Consider the following 17,467-nt stretch of genomic DNA (forward strand, 5'->3'; position numbering starts at 1 on the left):
CCTGTGCAGGAGGCCCCTCGGCCAGTGCTGGAGGACCCGTGGACGACGCTGAGCGGCGCCGCGAGACCATCGATATGCGATTGTGATGTCCTGTCGGACACGCCCATTATGCAGCGCGCCCGCTGGGAACAGCAAGGGCACGGGCGGGATCAGTGGAAGACGGCGCCGTCGACGTCGAGCGGGTGCCGCTCCCCAGCCGTGATCCGCACGCGCAGGCGGTTCTCCGGCGGCGGGATCGGGCACGCGTACTGGTACGAGAACGCACACGGCGGCAGCACGAGTCGGTTCCAGTCGAGTTCGACGTCGGCCTCGATGTCAGGGTCCGTGATGAACAGGAACCGACCCATCGAGTACGAGCTGTCGGGGTCGGTCTCCGGCAACGCACTCGTGCCGTCCTGCACGATGAGCTGCAGTCGTGCGCTCCCACCGAACGGCGCTGAGCGCACCGCGACGAGTTCCGCAGCCTGCCCGCCGATGGTGGTCGTGACCGTACCCGCGACCACGAGCGGATCGCCGGCGGCGTCGAGGACGTGACCCGGAGCCTCCAGAGCGGACACCGGGACGTACCTGCCGGAGGTGACGTACTCGTCCGACACCGGGAACCGGTCGATGCGCGCGAAGCGGGCGATCGACTCCGAAGCGGGGTCCCAGACACGCAGGGTGTGCCCGTCACCGGAGCGTCCGACGGTCCCGGCGCGCCCCTCGGGGAACGTCACGGTCGACGGCACCACGGCGTCGTCGCCCGCCACCAGGACGGTGCCGTCGACCGGCACGCCGTCCACGACCACACCGTCCTCGGGGAATGCGGTCACCGCCAGTCCACCGGCGGCCGGAGCCCAGCGGCCGGGCACGGGCCACACCTGCTGCGGCTGGTCGACGCGCTGGGCATTGACCAACGCGAGCGGCCCCCGCGCGCTGCGTGCCCACCGGTCGCGAGCCGCCGCGGCGTCGTCGAGCTCGGTCACGCCAGTTCCTGGCGCGGGTAGATGACCTTCTGCACGATGATGATCACCGATGCGGCGACCGGCACCGCGACCAGTGCACCGAGCACCCCGCCGATCGTGGCTCCGGTGACCGCGGCGATCACGACGAGCGCACCGGGCACCTGCACCGCGCGGGACATGATGCGCGGCGAGATGATGTACGACTCGACCTGCATGTAGATCAGGTAGTAGATCGCCGCGGCGAGGGCGGTGGCCGGCGACGCGAACAGGCACAGCAGCGAGATCACCACCGCAGCGCTGACGGTGCCGACGAGCGGGATGAGCGATCCGAGGAACGCGAACGTCGCCAGCAGCACCGGCAGTGGCGCCCCGATGATGAGCAGGAAGACCAGGCTCAGGATCCCGTTGATGCCGGCCTGGCTGATCTGGCCGACGACGTAGCGGCCGACCGACGAGGTCACCTCTTCGCTGACGTCGATGTAGTTCTGCCGACGTGACGCCGGGACGAAGCGGTACATCATGCGCTTCATGCCCCGCATCGAGGCGAGGAAGTAGAGCATCAGGATGATGACGATGAGCGCGCCGGTCAGTCCGGAGAGGATGCCGGTGCCCACCGCCAGGATGCCGCCGCCGAGGCTCAGCAGGTTGCCCGGGTCCTCGACGAAGGTCTGCACCGACTGCAGCGCGTGGTCGACGTCGAACGAGCCGGCGAACTGCTGCGACAGGTCCTGGACCCACTCGAGCTGCGAGATGTTCCGCACGATGTCCGGGAAGTTCTGCACCAGGTTCGTCGCCTGGTCGATGAGGATCGGCAGCACGGCGAAGACCACGCCCGCGAACCCTGCCAGCACGACCACGACGACACCCAGGATCGCCAGCCACCGCGGGATGTAGCGCTCGAGGAAGGTGACGAGCGGGTCGAGCCCCAGCGCGATGAACAGGGCGACGCCGATGTAGACCAGGACGGTCGACAGCTGCCCGACCAGGGATCCCGCCAACAGCGCGAGCAGCACGCCGATGCCGCCCATGAAGCCGATCCGGAAGGCGTTCACGCGCACGCCGGTGGCCCCCTTGGAGGCCTCGAACGTCACGTTCGGGGTGGGGCCTTGGCTGTCGGCCACGTCGTGTCCGTGGCTCTTGTTCTTGCGTCGCAGGTGCACGTGGGGCGGGCGGGACTCGAACCCGCGAATCGTTCCGTTATGAGCAGACTGCCTTGACCAGCTTGGCTACCGCCCCTCGTCGGCAGGCCTAGGCCACCGGCTCCCCACGATACAGCGCCTCGAACGTGGTGAGCGTGCGGTTGATGTCGTGCGCCTCGATCATGGCCAGGCTGCGCTGCCGCATCGCGACGTAGTCCTCGTCCGACGCCGTCAGCACCTGCCCGAGCTTGTCGGCGAGGTCACGCTCGCTGCCCGGCGTGAACAGGAACCCGTTGCCGTCGATCAGGTGCGGCAGCGCCATCGAGTCCGCCGCCACGACCGGCAGTCCAGAGGCCATGGCCTCGAGTGACGAGATGCTCTGCAGTTCGGCGGTCGACGGCATCGCGAACACCGCAGCGTCCGTCAGCGCCCGGTACTTGACCTCGTCCGACACGAACCCCAGGAACCGGACGCGGTCCTCGACGCCCAGCTCCTTGGCGAGCGCCGTCAGCTTCGGGATCATCTCGCCGTCGCCGACGATCGTGATCGTCGCGTGCAGTTCGGCGGGCAGCAACGGCAGCGCCCGGACCAGCACGTCGAGGTTCTTCTCCGGGGCGACGCGACCGACGAACACGATGTCGTTGTCAGCGGGCCGCCCCTCACGCGCCTGGTAGTGGGTGGCGTCGATGCCGCACGAGATCGCCAGCACCCGCTGCCCGGCGATCGCCCGCCGCAGGTAGTCGGCCGCCAGGTTGGTCGGGGTGGTGATCGCGTCGGCCAACCGGTAGGTCTTGGCGGCGTCACTCCAGGCGATCTTCAGCGCGATCGGCAGCGTGAAGCGGCCGAACGGGGTGTACTCGAGCAGGTTCTCGGGCATGAAGTGGTTCGTCGCGACGATCCGGATGCCGCGGTCGTGGGCTTCGCGGGCGAGCCCGCGGCCGACGATCAGGTGCGACTGGATGTGCACCACGTCGGGCTTGAGGGCGTCGACGATCGGTGCGACGTGGTGGCGGACCCGCCAGGGCCACGCGAACCGCAGCCAGGCGTGCAGCGGCCACTTGTAGGACGGCAGACGGTGCACCACGAGGGTGACGCCGTGCAGCTCTTCGTCGTAGGTGCCGTGGTGACGGTTGGCGGCCGGTGCGATGACGTGGACCTCGTGGCCGCGCTGCGCCAGGCCGACGGCGAGCTGCTCGGTGAAGGTCGCTGCACCGTTGACGTCGGGCGCGAAGGTGTCGGCGGCCATCAGCACCCGCAGTGGGCGGTGCTCCGTCGGGTGGTCGAGCGGGGCGGGGGTGGCGTCTCCTGACACGGCGGGCGTCGTCCTCTCCTGGGCCTTCGTCCGGGACCCGTCGCTGGTACGGGTACCGGGCTGGTCGGGGTGAAACGCTACCGTACGCCGATCCACGGGCGCGTCCGCCGCGCGGCGGACACACCCCCTGCCACCGGAGGACACTGCTGACGCCGTGTCGCCTCGGGGTACTGCTAGCGCCGTGCCGCCTCGGGGTGGTGCTTGGCGAGCAGGAACACCCCGGTGACAGCGATCGCGCCCGCGACGACGAACCCGAGGACCGCGACGACCGGCGCGCCTGTCGCTTCACCCAGCACGACCACGCCGATGCCGACGGCGACGATCGGGTCCACGACGGTCAGGCCCGCGATGACCAGGTCGGCCGAGCCCGTCGAGTACGCGTTCTGCACGAAGTACCCGCCGAGCGCTGCCGCGACGACGACACCGACGATCGCCAGGACCGTGACCCCGTCGAACGTGTGGTTGACGAACCGGTTGAGCGTGACCTTGGCGAGCGTCGCGACGAAGCCGTAGAGCACCCCCGCGCCGATGATGTAGTACAGCGCGTTCTTGCGCTTGGCGACCAGTCGGAACGACACCAGCACCAGGACGAGCACGACCGCCAGGATCACCAGGACGGTGACCAGCTGCGACTGGGTGATCGGGCTCTCGTGCCCGACGAATGCCGCGATCGCGACGAAGATCCCGACGCCGATGATGCAGGTCCACACGGCCCGGCGAGCCCGCTGCCCCAGGGGGATGCCCGACGAACGCGACGAGAACCAGGTCGTGATGACGAGCGCGACCGCCCCCAGGGGCTGGACGACGATGAGGGGGGCGAAGGTGATGCTGATGAGCTGCAGGACGACGGCGATCCCGAGCATGAGCGTGCCGAGCACCCAGTACCCACTGCCGAGCAGGGCCATCACGTGCCCGATGCTCAGGCCCGTGGACTGTTTGCCGAGCTTGGCCTCGACCCGCTGCACCCCGCGCGACTGGAACTGCGCACCGAGCGACAGGAACACGGCGCCGATCAGGGCGACCGGGATCATCAGCGCCTGGAAGGGCGTGAGGTTGCTCACTGCCGCGGGCAGCTGGAGGTCCGTCGTCACGCGTCGAGGCTAACCGACAGGGCCGGATAACCTGGGTGAATGGCCGTCCTTGCGATCCGGATCACCGGTGAACCCGTCCTGCACGAACCCGCCACCGAGGTCACCGACTTCGACGACGAGCTGCGCGCCCTGGTGGCGGACATGTTCGAGACGATGGACCTGGCACCCGGTGTCGGGCTGGCCGGGCCCCAGGTCGGCGTCGGCAAGCGGCTGTTCGTGTACGCATGGACCGATGATGACGGCGTGCTGTGGCGCGGGGCGGCGATCAACCCCGTCCTGTGGATCACTCCCCCGCAGCCCGAGTCGGTGGAGGAGCTCGACGAGGACGAGGAGTCCGAGGGCTGTCTGTCGATCCCGGGCGACCGGTTCCCGCTGCGGCGGAGCGAAGGCGCCCTGCTGCGCGCGTTCGACGAGCACGGGGAGCCCTTCGAGATCGAGGCCCACGGGTGGCTCGCCCGGGTCTTCCAGCACGAGTACGACCACCTGGACGGCATCCTGTACGCCGACCGGCTCGTGCACCCGTGGGCGAAGCAGTCGCTGAAGTCGATCCGGAAGCACAGCTGGGGCGGCCCTGGTCAGTCGTGGCTGCCCGGCCGCGACCACCCCGAGGGCTGAGCGCACCGAGGACTGAGCACCGCACGGTCTGAGCACACCGACAGCGCCGCAGCGCGAGAACCGGACAGCAGGCACCGGACAGCGGGCCCCGGCCAGCAGGTGCCGGCCAGCTGCCTGGAGGCCCGGCTCAGCCCCGGTACGCCGCGATCGCGTCACGCAGGTGCGCCATCGCCGGATGCCCCGGGCAGTAGCGCACCAGGCCGTCCGCGACCCGCGCCTCGGCTTCGCTGGTCACCGCCGTCGTCCACGGTCCCCCCGAGGTCCGGGCGCAGACGGTGGCGAGCTCCTCGAGCGTCGCCGAACCACGCGTCGCCGCCACCGCGTCACGCTGCTGGTCGGACATCTCGGTGCCGGTGATCCGCCTCGCACGGCAGTCGACCGTGCGGTCGTCGTCCCACACCGCCGAGTAGGTCGTGAACGTCTCGGTCCGCCCGGACCCGTCCGTGCCGCACACGAAGGCGAACACGATCGGCGCGGTGCCCGTGGGGACGACCGCTGCCGACGCCGCGCTGTCGACGGAGTCGTCGGGTTCGGACTCGGCGGTCGTCGTGCACCCGGCCAGCACCACGGCGACGGCGAGCCCGAGCGCTGCGGCGGCGGATCGACGGAGGACGTGCACCTGTGAACGCTAACAGCTTCAACCGGAGTCCTGGCCGTGAACGACGGTCGACGACGACCCGCCCAGGAGAACGACGAAAAGGCCCCCACCGCGAACGGTGAGGGCCTGACGCTCCCCGAGTTGGACTCGAACCAACAACCTGCCGGAGAAGAGACTGCCGCGCCAGCACTGGCACCGGTCATCCCGCTCCCCCGTCGCACCCCCACGATGGTCGACGCTCAGGACGCGGCGATCCTCGCGTTCCCGTCCGCGATCTGACGCGCAAGTGCCGGACGATACGCCTTGCACATGAGCGGCCTTCAACGTTGCGTCACTACCGTTTCTGTCCTCCCAACCCCGTGCTCACCACACGGCCGCCGCTACTTCCCTCAGCGGCACAACACGAAGGACCAGAACCGATGAACCTCAAGGAGTTCCGCAACCACCTCAACGCCGCCGGCCTCGCACAGCGCACCGTCCACCAGCGCCTCTACCACCTCGAGGTCCTCCGCCGGACGCACCCCGACCTGCTCACCGTCACCATCGACGACCTCGAGCAGTTCCTCGCAAACCGGCGCCACCAGTCCGCCGAGTACCGGAAGTCGTTCCGGTCCACGTTCCGCTCTTACTACGCATGGGCGCACCGCCGCGGACTCATCGACACCGACCCCGCATACGGGTTGAAGCCGATCGCGATCCCGAAGCGGATCCCTCGAGTCGCCGTCGACGACGACGTCAGCTCCGGGCTCACCGACGCCGACGCCCGACAGACGGCGATCATCCTCCTCGGCCGCGCCTGCGGGCTCCGCCTCTCCGAGATCACGTCCCTCCGGATCCAAGACCGGCAGTACGCGAAGCTGATCGTTCGCGGCAAGGGCGACAAGGAGCGCGTCGTCCCGCTCGACGACCCCGAACTGATCGCCTCCCTCGACGCGCTCGAGCACGACCTCGGCACCGAGGGCTACTACTTCCCCGGACGGTTCGGCGGGCACCAGCACATCACCACGACCTACAAGGTCGTCCGGGACCGCGTCGGCATCAACACACACGCGCTCCGGCACGCCGCCGGCACCGCCGCGTACGACACGACGCACGACCTCCGCGCGGTTCAGGAGTGGATGGGGCACGCATCGTCGAAGACGACGGAGATCTACACGCACGTGTCCGGCGAGTCACTGCGAAGCGTCAGCCGGGCCACCACCTTCCGGCGAGCAGGCAACCTGGTCTCAGCGGGAGAGCCACCGCCCGGCAGCCACCTCCCTCTCGCGGCATAGCTCGAAGGCCACCGAACAGCTCATCGAGCTCGAGAGGGTCGGACTCCACCCGAAGGAGCCCGCCCCTCAGTCGGTCCCGGGAGTCACGAACGCTCGATCTGCGCGACGCCGCTGACCGAGCCGGACCTGATCCTGGATGCGGCTGACAAGTGCGGGGAACTCCGCTCGCGCCGCCGGCATCGCACAGAGGTGCAGCAGACGCTGCCGGTACCGTACCCAGGAGCAGCCGAACGTCGTCCGGATCCGCGCCTCCTTCGCACGGTCGTTCACCGGCCACTGCTCCTCGAACCGGAGAAGGTCGCGCTGCTCGTCGTCCACGGGGCACAGTCTCCGGATCACGTAGGACGTGCTTCATGCTGGTCAGCATGACGACGTGCGTGCACGTCCCGGTCCCCGCTGGACTCGACCCTGATGACGAGCGCGTCTGCGCACGCTGCAACACGCCGATGTCGGACGGCTGAGGCACCCTCTCCGACATGGCGCAGTATCAGTGGTCCCCACCGATCCACCCGGACCCACCCGAGGACCAGCCCTACGGCGTCGACGGCGTCGAGTGGTCCGAAGCCGTCAACCACGAACCCGTCTGGGTGCGCGTCGAGTTCTCCCGCACCGGCCGGCAAAAGCTGCCCGGCTTCGTCGAGGCGCAGACCGACGACCGCGTTTACGTGCAGCTCGTGCACATGGGCTTCGCACACCGGCTCTGGCTCGACCGTGACTGCGTCACCCGTCGGCAGCTGAAGACTCGCCGCTGACCGCCGGGAACGACGAAAACACCCCGCCTCCCTGAGATCAGGGGGCGGGGCTTCGACAGCGGCCTAGGATGTTCGTTCATGGGGAGAAGGATTGTCGCCGCGGCATGTGCCGCGCTGGTGGCAGTCGCAGGTGTGGGCTGCGCCCAGGAGACCGCACCCACCGCGACTGGCGACGTCTGTCTGGACCATGTGACGGAGTCGGTCGTCGCGAGTTGGGAAGCCAAGCACCAATCGTGGCCGTGGGGCGTAAGCCCCGGCCGGATCAGCAGCTCTGCCCGATCTGAGCAGAGCACGCTGTCGAACGTCGTCTACGAGGTCGAAGGAACCGCGCGTGTCACGACCGACCGCGGCGGTCATCAGGCCGACGTGAGCTGGACCTGCATCGCGCAGTACCCGAAGGCAAGCAATGCGACTGCGGTCATCACCGGCGTGCGGCTGCCGTGACCCTCGCTGAAGTGACGACCTGACGGCGTCCACGCGTTGAATCATCTCGACGTGGTCCGACTGCGAGCAGGACTCCCGCGGCCCACCAGAACGGCACAGCACCGAACGGCGCTTCCAGAACGACCCCTAGTGAGGCGACGGGAAGGATCGCTACGACCATCATCGCGGACGTGGCCACGACGTCGTCCTCCGCCGCGATGCGAAGGCGCCGGAACACGGTGACGACCAGGCTGAGAACCACCGCTGCGGCGAGTAGCAATCCCACGATGCCCATGCGTGCGTAGATACCGATGAACCAGTTGTGCGGGCTCCGCACGTTGTCGTAAGTCGTCCCTTCGAGGTAGGACAACGTTCCTGACTGGGTGAGGAAGTCGTTCCCGAAGCCGCTGCCGAACAGCTGACGCTGGGGGGTGTCATCCGTCCAGGAGATGACCTGCGTCCAGACGAGGCGCCGGGCGTTTTCCGTTCCGCGTGCGCTGAGCTGAGCGGAGGTGGATGCGGACGAAGCGTCGATCGTGGCGATGATCCGCTGACCGGGACCGGTCTGTGGGAGCACGACGAGCAGGACTCCGATCCCGACAGGAACGAGCATCTGCGAGAAGAGTCGCCGGCCGCTGGTCGGCGGAGTGCTGACGTAAAAAATCAAGTAGGCGACCAACATCGATACCACGACGCTGATGAGGCCAGCGCGAGACTGCAGCGAGAACACGTCGACGAGGGAGATGAGGATCGCGACGATGGACAGGAACCGCGTCTTGTTCCGGAAGGCCCGCAGGAGGAACGTGCCAGCCCCGATGCCCAGGATCGCCATGTCGACATCGGGGCGAATCTGGAAGACCCCTGCGGAGCCGCCAGGCAACGGGATGCCGGCGAACCCGGTGAAGATCGAGAACGTCGCCCAAGCCAGATGGAAGCAGAGCGCGACGAGGAACAGGCGGGCCGTGCGAGCGCGGCCGTCCCTGGTCGACCGTGCGATCGAGGCCGCGCTAACGTAGGCGAGGAAGATGTAGAAGAACGGCGCGGAGTCCCGGAGCCAGTCCGTCAGCGAGACGTCCTGCGTCAAGGCGAGCACAGAACGGATCAGCACGTACCCGAAGAATAGGTTCACCAGCATGCCGGGGCGGTCACGTGTGATGAGGGGGTCGCGTAGCTGCAGCCCTTGACGCTGGCGGGACACGAACCACTGTGCGATCCCCAGGAAGAGCAGCACGTCGGTCAAGAACAGGGGAGAGACACCGATGTACGAACCCCACCGCGAAGCGGCAAGGATCAGCGCTACTGCGAGAGTTCCAACCAGCGCCTGTGGCCGTCGTACGTCATGGGGCCCCGTCCGCATGGTGGCAAGTTAGCAGGTCGTGAACGACGAAACCGCCCCGACCGCCGGTAAAGGCGATCGGGGGCCGGGTGACGTCAGAGTCCGACAGCTCGCGCTGCGGTCTTCGCAGCGAGTGCGTAGCCGTCCTGGGTTGGGTGCAGGCCGTCAGACTGGATGAGCGCGGAGAGGCCGCGCGGGTCATTCGTGAAAGCACCGAAGAGGTCAATCAGACCCCAGTTCTGCGCGCCAGCGAGACTACGGAGCTCGTCGAGGCGCAGCTGGTGGCTGTACCCGTACGCGGCCTCGTTCGTCCACGCGGCCGTGTGGGGGTTCTGCAGGACCACCGCCACTGCCGCGAGCGGCAGACGCGCTGTCACCGCAGCGACCCACGCCCGGTAGGGCGCAATCCACCCGGCCGGCCCGCTGGCATTGCCCTCGTTGTGCGAGTCGTTGAACACGACGACCTGCTGCCCCCAGTTGGAGGTCTCGATTGGCAGCCGCGTCGCGTCGGTGTGGTAGCTCATCGCGCTTCCGGACCGTGATGCGTTCAGCAGCACGAGCGTCGGCGAACCACCGTAGGTCGGGCCGTTCGCGTCGCCGTAGCGCTCCCACAGCTCCGGTAGCACTGGCGCCACGGTGGGGCCGTTGACGCCGTCGCGGATCTCGACCTCGTACACGTTGCCCTGCGCTCCGCTCGCGCCAGGCTGCCACCCCTCAGCCCCGACCTCGAAGAACGCGGCCGACGCGTCGAACAGTGGACTCTTCGCGTACGGTCCGACCACGCCGATGTTGGTCCACGTCTGTCCATCCGGGGACGTGTAAAACGTTGCCGTCGCGTTGCCGCCCGAGTAAACGAGCGTCGCACGCAGCCACAGCGGGGACGTAGCGGCCGCGGTGATCACGTTCGACCGCCAGTTCTGACTGTCGAGCGAGGTCCCGTTCGTGGAGAAGTCCAGACGCAGCGTCCCGCCGCTCTCAAGCAGGAACCGGAACTGCTCGAGCGCGCTCGTCCCAGTCACACCGTCCGTGTCCACCCGGCGCCGGGCCACAAGCACCCGGTTCGTCGAAGCGACCCAGCCCGCATCCGGCTTGTACAGCACGCGGATGTCGAAGCTCCCGGTCGTGAACTTCGTCTTCGTGTAGTCCGCCGGCCGGTTACGGATCGACCGATCACCACCGAAGTGGACGAACCGCCGCCCCGGGCCGGTCGACTGCAGTGTGACAGCGGGGCCGTAGTTCGTCCCATCGCTGAGCAGCGACTTCGACACGACGTAGTAGTTCGGGTAGGCCGCAGCAATCGCCTGAGCGAGCCGTGTCGGTGTGCGCAGGTCCGCTGGGTTCGTGCCATCAGAGTCGCCGGTGGAGTCTCCGATCCACATGAAGCAGGCAGGTCGGCTGGCGTCAAGCGCCGAGCGGAGCGCACGGAACGGTGCGGATGGAGCGACGATCGACCTGCGGAGCGCATCGAGCACACCCGGCATCATCGGCAGCTTCGTGGTCGGGTCGAACGCAGTGAACTGGAAACTCATGGTGACCTCCTGGTCAGTTCGCAGTGATCAGGCCAGAGGCCGAGTCGTAGGTGATCGATGAGCCCGTCGGGACCGTGATGAGGCCCGTTGCAGGATCGAACGACAGCGGAGTGGACCCGCCGCCACCACCGCCCGCGGTGATCGCTTCTGCGAGGGCAGCGCCTTCCGGAGTAGTCGGGTCGGCGAGGTTGGCGGCGATCGTGAGCCGGACCTGGTCCGGCATCTGATTGGTCCCAGGATCTGCGGGGATGAGGTAGGGGCGGGCCGACAGCGGTGTGACACCGTCGCCTGCCCAGACCTTGCCCGAGTCGGAGGCGACGGCCAGTTCACGCTCAACGAGGACGGGGTCCTCATCGAGGAGTTCTGCCTCCGGCTTGCCCCTCTGCTGCATTCGCTTGAACTCGGTGCTGGCCACGTCGAGCTCCTCTCGGTCGTGCGCCGGGGCGCGGTACTAGGTGGGACTGGTCACACGGGTGGCGGCGGGGGTGGCGGTGCGTCTTCGCGGAGACGTTTTAGGGCGGCGCCACCGAAGGTGTCGTCGAGGTCCTGCTCGGTCAGCAGCTCCCGGACGTGCTCGTCGAGGGTGGGCGTCCCGGTGCCGAGGAGACCGCGGACTTCGCGGTAGAACTCGCGGAACGCTTCCTTGATGAGCGTGTACTTCTCCGACACCTTCGCCAGCGCACCCTCGAGCACAGCGATGCGCTGGTCCTGCCAGTTCATCCGGCCTTCGGCCCAGGTTCGGAACTCGCGGAACGTGTCGAGGCTCACTCGATCCGTCTCGGCGGCAGCGGTGCTCATCTCGGCCGGTGAGGACTTGCTGGCTCGGATCTGCGCGACCTTGACGGTCGCCCACGCGGCCGAGATCGGAGCGACGACGCCAACCACGAGGGTGACGATCAGACCCGGGTTCACCGCGGAGCTCCGCGCCACCCGTTCCGCTGCGCGTCCTTCGTGACATCGAGGATGCGCCACGCGAGCACCGGAACCAGTGCGACCGGGATGAACCCGACCGCGGAGCGTCCGAGATCGTCGGTGATGATGCCGGCCCAGATGAGCGCGCCGCCGTAGACGGTGAGCATGGACGCGAGGACGGCTTTGCCGGACCGTTCGACCTTCCAGAGGTGCGCGGGGAATGCGAGACCGATGAGGCAGCCGAGTGCGGCGGCGCCGAGTGCGGCGGACCACACCTCGGCGTACAGCGGGTCGAACACGTCTCGGAGAGCGGGGATGCCGGACAGGAACCCGCCGAGCCCGAACATGACGAGGGCGATGTCGACCGTGGGGAGTGCGACTCGGAGGAGGCCGCTGACGCGCTCGTCTGAGCGTCCGATGGCACCGGCGCCCCAGATCGATGCCGCCCGCAGCTTCTTCAGCACGCGCTGCTTCTGCTTCGGGGCGGTGGGACCCATCAGGCTTCCGAGTTGGTCACGCCGGAGACGACGACGGCGTCGCTGTCGCCGACGAGGTTGATCTTCGGAGTCGAGTCCTTCTGTGCGATGATCTCGTCGTTCACGCGGATGGAGACTCCGACCTGGACGGCGACGGCCTTGAGCGCGGCGGTGAGGAACAGGATCAGCGTCGCAGTGGTGAAGTGGCCGTCCGGCACGGCCGCGATCAGGGCGGAGGCGATCGCTCCGACGATGGCGGCGCCGGTCTTCAGCGCGCCGGCCCACTTGCCGGGGATGAGGGGCAGCCAGAAGGCGGCTCCGGTGGTGGCGAGGAGGATCACGAGCTGCGTGATGGTCTGCCAGCCGAGGAGGTTGGTGCCGGTGCGCTGGGCGGCGTCGAAGATGCCGAGGACGAGGACTCCGAGCGGGAGGAGCGCTGCGAGGTAGCGGGTCGTTGTCGCGTTCATGATGTGGTGTCCGTTCTGTCAGTCGCGAAGGCGGGCTGCGAGCTTGTCGGCGACGGCGTCGGCGATGTTGGTGTTGAGGACGTCGGAGATCGCGGCGGCGAGCTGCGGGACGTCGACCGAGGCGGTCGGGGACTGCGTCTTGACGAGTGCGGCGATGTCCTTCGCGGCCTGCCCGGAGAAGGAGGACGTGTTCTGCTTCAGCTGGTCGATGCCTCCGACACGAGCGGCGGCGGTCTGCTTGCCGTTCAGCGTGGGCACGTCGATGAGGGTGTTCCACACGGCGGCCGCGATGTCCTTCGCGTACTCACCGCGAGCGACACCGCGAGCGGTGTTGATGTCGGTCTCGGCGGTAGCGAACTCGACGGCGGCGATGTTCTCCACGTGGTCCTGCCACTTCGCGTTCGGGGGGAGGAGTCCCCATGCGCGTCCGATGCGGTAGATCTGGTCGGATCCCGTGACGCCCTTGATCTTGTTGTCGCCGGTGCGGATGACGCGGTCGGGGAACAGGAAGGCCACGAGGCCGTTGAGGGAGTTGCCGGGTTCGACGACGCGAACGAGTCGGGGCATGTCGTCCTCCAGGTTGATGTTGCTGGTGTCCGTGGCGGCGGGCGTCGCCTCGGTGCTGTTGGGGTTGTCGACGTAGGCGGGTACGACGACGGAGCGGGTGACGAGGTCGGTCCGGTAGGACCAGTGCCAGACCTCGGTGGAGACGTCGTTGACGAACCCGTAGGCGGCGGCGTTCGCGCGCAGCCAGGCGAGGTACTCACCGGAGGGATTGCCGATGCCTTCGACGGCGAGGTCTGCTGAGAGGCCCCAGCCGTGAATGGACGTGCCGGGGATCGCGGCGAGTGTCCAGCCCGGTTCGCGGTTCTGGTAGCGGGACCAGTAGCGGTTCTGCACGGTCAGAGGGCGGTAGCCCTCGCTGACGAGCAGTCGGCGGGCGAAGCGGACGAAGAAGGATCGCTGCATCCCGGACAGCTGTACGGCGGCTTCGGTCTTCATCGTGTTCGACCCGGCGGCGGCGGAGCCGAAGCCGGATCCGAGGGCGCTGTAGTTGGGGATCGCGTGCAGCGCGGCGGGCGGGACGGAGCCGTTGCGGAACCCACCCCAGGCGAGGCTCATCGGTCGCTCCCCCGGTCGATGCCGACGACGAGGTAGTGCACGCCGTCGGTGGCGCCGTGCTCGAGCGCGGCGTCGAGGGCGGCGTCCTGAGCCGTCGCCTCTGTGGGGACGTCGATGAGGACCGTCTTCGTCGTGGCGCCGGTGGGATCGGCGGTGTCCGCGAGGACGACGGTGTAGCGCTGCCCTGCCATGGGGCCTCCTTCAACGACGAACGCCGCCCCGGCTGGGACGGCGTGGGAGCGGTGCGTGATCGGCGGTTAGGCGGGCCAAACGTCGATCTGCGGGTTGTTGACGTAGACGCCGCCTGCGGAGTACTTGTCGACGCTGAGCTGCACGTCGACGGTGTGCATGCCGGGGTCGAGGGCGACGCGGACGCGGCGGTCGGCGGTGACGGGTGCGTTGCCGTAGGCGTTGATGTTGCCGACGCGGCGGGTGGTGCCGATGCGGTTGCCGTCGACGCGGATGGCGAGGTTCCCGGCCCAGTTGATGCGCTGGGAGGCGGTTGCGGCGACCTGCACGGCGGAGGTGAAGGAGATCTCCACGACTTGTGCGGCGTCGAGGCTGAGCGTGGTGAGCTTCGCGATCGACTTCGTGTCGTCGGGGTTGACGTTCACGGTGGCGGACGGGGTTCCGCTGTACAGCGGCGTGTCGGGCACGCCGGCGTCCCACTTCGGTGCCGACGCCGCGCCGAGCGCGACGTAGGTCGCGCCGGTCGTGAAGCAGTACGCCTGCGTGCCGCGGAGGAACAGCAGGGGGCTCAGCGCCTGAAGTCCTGCTGCCGTGTCCACGGCGATCGTGGGGCTGATGCGGGGCGTCGGCGAGTACCGGGAGGCAGCGGCGAGGGTCTGCCCAGATCCGCGACGGAAGAGGTGGATTGGCAGGAACTCCTGCCCGGCGGTGAGCGTCGGCTGCGGGTCGCCCTTCAGCACGACGATCTTGACCGGCAGGGCGCTGTTCTGCGGGTCGTAGAGCAGGCCGACCTGGTACAGGGTGGGCGTGGTGACAGCCGGGATGGGGAGGTTGACGTCGGCGTCGATCTGGTGGCCGAACCCGTTGACGACCGCGCGGGCCACACCGCTGGTGGTGGAGGGGCGGATCGTGATCGTGTCGTTCGTGTTGACGGTGACGGCATACGGGGATCCCCAGTCGTCGAGGATTCCGTTGCCGACGGCGCCGACGCTCTGCGCCCACATGGCGTCGGACATCTTCTTGTCGACGAGCGGGAACGAGGACTCGGTCATGGGGGCTCCTTAGATCGCCTGCAGTCGCTGCAGCGCCGTCAACGCCTTCGCGACGTCGGTGTTCTGTTTCGTGGTCCAGTTCGATGAGTCCCGGGAGCCGATGACGGCGCGGACGGTCTGCGTGGGTGATCCCTCTTGGACCTGCACGGTGGTGGTGACCTCGCGGACGACGTCAGTGAGGTCGAGGCCGTCGAGGACCACGCCGACGCGATCGCCGACGTTCCAGTCGCGGCGGTACTGCAGGTCGTTGGACGGGGAGACGGTGAAGGACACGGTCACGGGTGATGCGCCGTCGGTGATCGCGTCGGTGGCGGCGTCGGTGAGCTCGTCGAGGTCGGTGGTCTGCCGCTGGTCGATCAGCGTCTCCACCTTCATGCCCCATGCGGCTTCCGCGGCCGGCGAGGTCTGTTCGACGAAGATCCGGTTCACTCCCTGACCGCCGCCGGCGACGATCGCGTCGGTAGTGGTCGGCATCGAGAGTGTGTAGGACCAGTCGTCGTTCACGACCGCGCCGATGAAGCTGTTCGCCGTCCCGAAGCGGATGTCCGCCGACCGGTCGGTGACCAGGCGGACACGGGTCTGCAGGTACGGGGCGGCGTCCTCCGCGTGGATGATGTCGACGTGGAGGCCACCGGCTTCGGCGAGGTCAGCGACGGTGTCCGCGAGGATCCCGAGCCGGCCGGAGATCGTCGACTTCTTGCCGCGGCCCTGCGAGGTGGGGACGCGGAGGTTCCGGACTCTGCGGGAGGCGAGGGCGCCGGGCCCGGCGTTGGCGTTGATGTAGCCGAGGAGGACGGTCTCGGCGGGTCCTGACCGGTTGTCGTAAGCGGTGGGCTGCTGGGTGATCGGCTTGGTCGGGTCGGGGAAGATGATCCGTCCCCGCAGCGGCATGTCGGTGTCGCTGATCCCGGACACCGTGGACACGGAGCCGCCGCGCTGGATCGCGGTCACCGGGCCGGAGAGCACCTCGACGCCGTCCTCGAAGAGGATCACTCCCCCACCGGGGGCGAGCAGCCCCGTCAGCCCTTCGTTGAGCCCGGTGATCGACCAGGCCCCTTGCGCCGTCCCGGTGACGTTGTGACGTTCCACCACGGTCAGTTCGGACCAGAACCGGACCGGGTCGTACGCCCGCTCGAGGGCGGCGTTGCGTGGCTGGATCATCCACATGGGCTGCTCCGATCAGAATGCCGACAGGTACCGCTCCCGCCAGCGGACGGTCAGCGCCGTTCCCTCACCGGAGGTGTCGAGGGCGACGTTCATCAGGTTCGGGCCGGGCATGAGCGGCGCGAACGTGGAGGTCATCGCGATCTTCGACCACGCGACGGCGCCGTCCAGCCGTGCGGACCGTCGACGCGGTTCGGTGATGAGGACGAGCTCGGAGGCGTCCGGGATGGTGGACGTCATCCGGATGTCGGTTCCTGGGAAGGTGACCGATGCGAGCGACGCGGGACCGTCGACGATCATCTCGATCCACGCCGGCACCGTGCCCCGCACCTGCATCGGCATGCCGTTGCCGATGACGGTCGACGGCGACAGCGCACGCGGCCAGCCGTTGTCGTCGGTGGACGAGAGGAAGACCTCTCCGTCGGCGACCTGGAACGTGAACGAGGTGTAGTCGCGGTCGTGGAAGTACGCTTCCGCGGCGAGGAGCGACAGCCCGATCTTCTCCCACCGGGTGCCGGACTCGGTGCCGCCCCAGGAACCCGACCAGCCCTCCCGGTAGGTGACGTCGATGAGCCGTGTCCCGCGGGAGGAAGAAACCCCGAGGCGGAACAAGCCGGTCGTGCCGGGCTGGACCGACCACATGCCGGTGCTGATGAGGGTGCGGAACTCGTCGAGCTTGGTGAGGAAGTCGTCGTGGGACTGCTCGGAGGCGAACTTCAGCGGCAGGAAGATCTCCCGCTCGAGGACGTTGACCTCGTGCACGGTCGATCCACCGTCGGGGCCGGGGGTCTTGATCGTAACGACGTCCAGGGGCGGCATCTGCAGCCCGGTGGCGCCGCCGGTGAGGATCCGGTCGACGTCGACGTTCAGGGGCAGGATGGTCAGCCCGTCGAGGGACTCGAACCAGATCGTACGGGTGTCTTCGCGACCGAGGATCGGCGGGGACGTGGGTCCGCCGGGCCCGTCCGGGATGTTCCCGTCGACGTAGTCGTCGATGCCGATCGGGGAGGCATCGAGGATGTCCTCGATGTCCTCCCCGACCAGGCCGCCACTGATCAGAGTCGCCATGGTG

21 protein-coding genes and 1 tRNA gene are annotated in these 17,467 nt (G+C 68.4%); 4 read left to right on the forward strand and 18 right to left on the reverse strand.

The annotated features are described in order from the left end of the window. Positions 1–149 precede the first annotated feature (149 nt). From ACLBWP_RS03190 to ACLBWP_RS03210, 5 genes are all read right to left on the reverse strand, one after another. On the reverse strand, positions 150–965 hold the full coding sequence (locus ACLBWP_RS03190) for a DUF1684 domain-containing protein (protein WP_447654015.1): 816 nt from the start codon (positions 963–965) through the stop codon (positions 150–152). Continuing rightward, positions 962–2,065 carry an AI-2E family transporter gene (locus tag ACLBWP_RS03195; protein WP_447654016.1) on the reverse strand — a complete coding sequence of 368 codons (1,104 nt, stop codon included), beginning with the start codon at positions 2,063–2,065 and terminating at the stop codon, positions 962–964. The genes ACLBWP_RS03190 and ACLBWP_RS03195 overlap by 4 nt, the downstream gene beginning before the upstream one ends. A gap of 40 nt (positions 2,066–2,105) precedes the next feature. Further along, positions 2,106–2,180 (reverse strand) — tRNA-Ile (locus ACLBWP_RS03200). A 12-nt stretch (positions 2,181–2,192) separates the two neighbouring features. Beyond that, positions 2,193–3,395, reverse strand: coding sequence for a glycosyltransferase (locus tag ACLBWP_RS03205; protein WP_447654017.1), 1,203 nt, complete (start codon positions 3,393–3,395; stop codon positions 2,193–2,195). A gap of 173 nt (positions 3,396–3,568) precedes the next feature. Further along, positions 3,569–4,486, reverse strand: coding sequence for a multidrug DMT transporter permease (locus tag ACLBWP_RS03210; RefSeq protein WP_243560516.1), 918 nt, complete (start codon positions 4,484–4,486; stop codon positions 3,569–3,571). A gap of 39 nt (positions 4,487–4,525) precedes the next feature. Here ACLBWP_RS03210 and def point away from each other — a divergent pair, with 39 nt between their 5' ends. Further along, entirely contained in the window at positions 4,526–5,101 is a 576-nt protein-coding gene (def, locus tag ACLBWP_RS03215) for a peptide deformylase (protein ID WP_447654018.1), read from the forward strand. 127 nt (positions 5,102–5,228) lie between these two features. On the opposite strand, the gene ACLBWP_RS03220 is transcribed toward def, so the two are convergent. Continuing rightward, positions 5,229–5,720, reverse strand: a complete 492-nt coding sequence (locus ACLBWP_RS03220) for a hypothetical protein (RefSeq protein WP_243560520.1) — start codon at positions 5,718–5,720, stop codon at positions 5,229–5,231. Positions 5,721–6,118: 398 nt separating this feature from the next. On the opposite strand from ACLBWP_RS03220, the gene ACLBWP_RS03225 reads away from it, so the two are divergent. Then, entirely contained in the window at positions 6,119–6,973 is an 855-nt protein-coding gene (locus ACLBWP_RS03225) for a tyrosine-type recombinase/integrase (protein ID WP_447654019.1), read from the forward strand. Positions 6,974–7,039: 66 nt separating this feature from the next. On the opposite strand, the gene ACLBWP_RS03230 is transcribed toward ACLBWP_RS03225, so the two are convergent. Next, positions 7,040–7,291: a DUF3263 domain-containing protein gene (locus tag ACLBWP_RS03230; RefSeq protein ID WP_447654020.1), complete on the reverse strand. Its 252-nt coding sequence runs from the start codon at positions 7,289–7,291 to the stop codon at positions 7,040–7,042. A gap of 158 nt (positions 7,292–7,449) precedes the next feature. Between ACLBWP_RS03230 and ACLBWP_RS03235 the strand changes: the two genes are divergently transcribed. After that, the gene (locus ACLBWP_RS03235) at positions 7,450–7,725 is read left to right on the forward strand and encodes a hypothetical protein (protein WP_447654021.1); all 276 of its coding nucleotides are present in this window, start codon (positions 7,450–7,452) and stop codon (positions 7,723–7,725) included. A gap of 78 nt (positions 7,726–7,803) precedes the next feature. After that, positions 7,804–8,169, forward strand: a complete 366-nt coding sequence (locus tag ACLBWP_RS03240) for a hypothetical protein (protein WP_447654022.1) — start codon at positions 7,804–7,806, stop codon at positions 8,167–8,169. Here the strand turns inward: ACLBWP_RS03240 and ACLBWP_RS03245 are convergent. The 11 genes from ACLBWP_RS03245 to ACLBWP_RS03295 form a co-directional block, all read right to left on the reverse strand. Further along, entirely contained in the window at positions 8,147–9,379 is a 1,233-nt protein-coding gene (locus ACLBWP_RS03245; protein WP_447654249.1) for an O-antigen ligase family protein, read from the reverse strand. The genes ACLBWP_RS03240 and ACLBWP_RS03245 overlap by 23 nt on opposite strands. 200 nt (positions 9,380–9,579) lie before the next feature. After that, positions 9,580–11,013 (reverse strand): SGNH/GDSL hydrolase family protein, encoded by a 1,434-nt coding sequence (locus ACLBWP_RS03250; RefSeq protein ID WP_447654023.1) that lies wholly within the window; start codon positions 11,011–11,013, stop codon positions 9,580–9,582. A 13-nt stretch (positions 11,014–11,026) separates the two neighbouring features. Then, positions 11,027–11,428 carry a hypothetical protein gene (locus ACLBWP_RS03255; RefSeq protein ID WP_447654024.1) on the reverse strand — a complete coding sequence of 134 codons (402 nt, stop codon included), beginning with the start codon at positions 11,426–11,428 and terminating at the stop codon, positions 11,027–11,029. Positions 11,429–11,478: 50 nt separating this feature from the next. Continuing rightward, a complete protein-coding gene (locus ACLBWP_RS03260) occupies positions 11,479–11,925 on the reverse strand; it encodes a hypothetical protein (protein WP_447654025.1) in 447 nt (148 codons plus the stop codon). Next, the gene (locus ACLBWP_RS03265; protein ID WP_447654026.1) at positions 11,922–12,422 is read right to left on the reverse strand and encodes a hypothetical protein; all 501 of its coding nucleotides are present in this window, start codon (positions 12,420–12,422) and stop codon (positions 11,922–11,924) included. Before ACLBWP_RS03265 ends, ACLBWP_RS03260 begins: the two co-directional genes overlap by 4 nt. Then, entirely contained in the window at positions 12,422–12,868 is a 447-nt protein-coding gene (locus ACLBWP_RS03270; RefSeq protein ID WP_447654028.1) for a hypothetical protein, read from the reverse strand. The genes ACLBWP_RS03265 and ACLBWP_RS03270 overlap by 1 nt, the downstream gene beginning before the upstream one ends. A gap of 18 nt (positions 12,869–12,886) precedes the next feature. Beyond that, positions 12,887–13,990, reverse strand: a complete 1,104-nt coding sequence (locus tag ACLBWP_RS03275) for a M15 family metallopeptidase (RefSeq protein WP_447654029.1) — start codon at positions 13,988–13,990, stop codon at positions 12,887–12,889. Further along, positions 13,987–14,181, reverse strand: coding sequence for a hypothetical protein (locus ACLBWP_RS03280; RefSeq protein ID WP_447654030.1), 195 nt, complete (start codon positions 14,179–14,181; stop codon positions 13,987–13,989). Before ACLBWP_RS03280 ends, ACLBWP_RS03275 begins: the two co-directional genes overlap by 4 nt. 66 nt (positions 14,182–14,247) lie before the next feature. After that, a complete protein-coding gene (locus ACLBWP_RS03285; RefSeq protein WP_447654031.1) occupies positions 14,248–15,231 on the reverse strand; it encodes a hypothetical protein in 984 nt (327 codons plus the stop codon). A gap of 9 nt (positions 15,232–15,240) precedes the next feature. Continuing rightward, the gene (locus ACLBWP_RS03290; protein WP_447654032.1) at positions 15,241–16,392 is read right to left on the reverse strand and encodes a Gp37-like protein; all 1,152 of its coding nucleotides are present in this window, start codon (positions 16,390–16,392) and stop codon (positions 15,241–15,243) included. A gap of 18 nt (positions 16,393–16,410) precedes the next feature. Beyond that, on the reverse strand, positions 16,411–17,463 hold the full coding sequence (locus ACLBWP_RS03295) for a phage distal tail protein (protein ID WP_447654033.1): 1,053 nt from the start codon (positions 17,461–17,463) through the stop codon (positions 16,411–16,413). Positions 17,464–17,467 lie beyond the last annotated feature (4 nt).

It is taken from the genome of Microbacterium sp. M1A1_1b (assembly GCF_053345565.1).